Here is a 1,683-nt window from a genome sequence, read left to right on the forward strand (position 1 = left end):
TAAAATTTACGAAGCGGTGAGCCTTGTAAATTTAAAGAGTAAACCTGGCGGCTAAATTTTAAGCGACCGCTAGGCTTAAGCCGCGACGAGCGCGAGTTCTACTCGTCACGAGCTTTCGAGTTCGCCGCTAAGATTAACTTGCGAAATCGCGAGTTAGGCTTATGTGCCTGGAGCAACTCGCTATTAAATTTCGTTCGCGAAATCGGGGCGTATAACCGCCTTAAATTTTAATTTTCCCGCTCGATGGCGCTTTGCTTTGCTTTATCTTTCGTATCGACCCAGATATTAGGCACCGCGCCGCCCGGCGTTAGGAAAATTTTCGCGTCGCCGTTTTCGCGCAACGCCTCGTTAAATTTAGCCTGCGTCTCGATCTGCTTAAGGCTTAAAAGATTTGCATCCAAGCTCTTTGCGATCTCTTTGTTGGCGTAGGCTTGCGCGTCGGCTTCGATCTTGGCGGCATCGGCGCGACCTTGAGCCTCGATTTTGACGGCGTCTGCGTTACCTTTGGCAAGAGCAGCCTTTTTAAGCGCCTCTTGATTTGCGCGCTCGACCTCGTATTTGGTGCGCTCAGCCTCCTGCTTAGCGATCTGTACGCTCTCGATCTGCTCCTTTACCTTCGCCGGCAGGATGATCTCTCTAAGCTGCACGGCTAGCAGATCTACGGGCGAATTCGGCAGTGCTTCGATATTTTTGCGGATGCCGTCGTCGATCGCTTTAGCGATCTCGTCGCGTTTGGTAGGCAGCTCCTCGGCGGCATAGTTGCCGATGACGCTACGCACGACGTCCTTTACGCGCGGATCGATGATCTTATCCTCCCATAAAAAGCCCCACTCGGCGATCGTGTTGGGCGCCGTGGCTTCATTGAGCCTGTATTGCACGGTGATGTCGATGCTGACGGGCAAATTTCGCGAGTCTAGCACCGAAAGCGAGTTTTTACTAATGATACCGCCAGCGGTGCCGCTTTTAGTAGCGATACCCGCGCTCATATCTTCGCTGCTGGTGTAGTTGATGATACGCGTGCGAGTATCTACGACGAATACGTCCTGTATGAACGGCACGAAAAAGTGAAGTCCCGCGCCAAGAGGCGTCGGATCGTATTTGCCTAAATTTGACTTGATCCCCACTTCGCCCGATTGGATCGTGACGAAAGGCTTTGCGATCACGAGCAGTGCGATAATCGCGATTATCGCGTAAATCACGCCGCTAAACTTGCCCATTCCTCCAAAATTAGGAATTTTAAAATTTAAATTCCCGCCTTTTTTGTCACCATTTTTCTTATTAAAATAATCATTCAAATCCGCAGGCATGCGCGTCCTTATTTAACGTAAGTGAGCCAGTGCTCAAATTTTGGGTCTTTGCCCGTGACGACGGCGAAATACGCCTTTTGCAAGCGGCTCGTAATCTCGCCCATCTCGCCCTTGCCGATGATCCTGCCGTCGATATTGCTAATCGGCGTGACCTCCGCGGCGGTGCCGGTAAAAAACGCCTCGTCAGCAGCATAGAGCTGATCGCGAGCGATGCGCTCTCTGCGGACTTCGTAGCCCAGGCTGCGCGCGATTTCGATGACCGAGTTTTGAGTGATGCTCTCTAAGCTGGTATCGTTCGGCGGAGTGATGATGAGCCCATCTTTTACGATAAATAGGCACTCGCCCGGCCCCTCTGCGACGAAGCCCTGCGGATCGA

The 1,683-nt window shown here is 52.0% G+C and carries 2 protein-coding genes; both read right to left on the reverse strand.

The annotated features are described in order from the left end of the window. Window positions 1-227: 227 nt before the first annotated feature. On the reverse strand, window positions 228-1,307 hold the full coding sequence (locus Q0256_RS05215; protein ID WP_297960759.1) for an SPFH domain-containing protein: 1,080 nt from the start codon (window positions 1,305-1,307) through the stop codon (window positions 228-230). Window positions 1,308-1,315: 8 nt separating this feature from the next. Beyond that, a partial coding sequence (locus tag Q0256_RS05220) for an aminotransferase class IV (RefSeq protein WP_297960762.1) occupies window positions 1,316-1,683 on the reverse strand: 368 nt, incomplete at its 5' end.

Source organism: uncultured Campylobacter sp. (genome assembly GCF_937949835.1).
Taxonomy (GTDB): domain Bacteria; phylum Campylobacterota; class Campylobacteria; order Campylobacterales; family Campylobacteraceae; genus Campylobacter_B.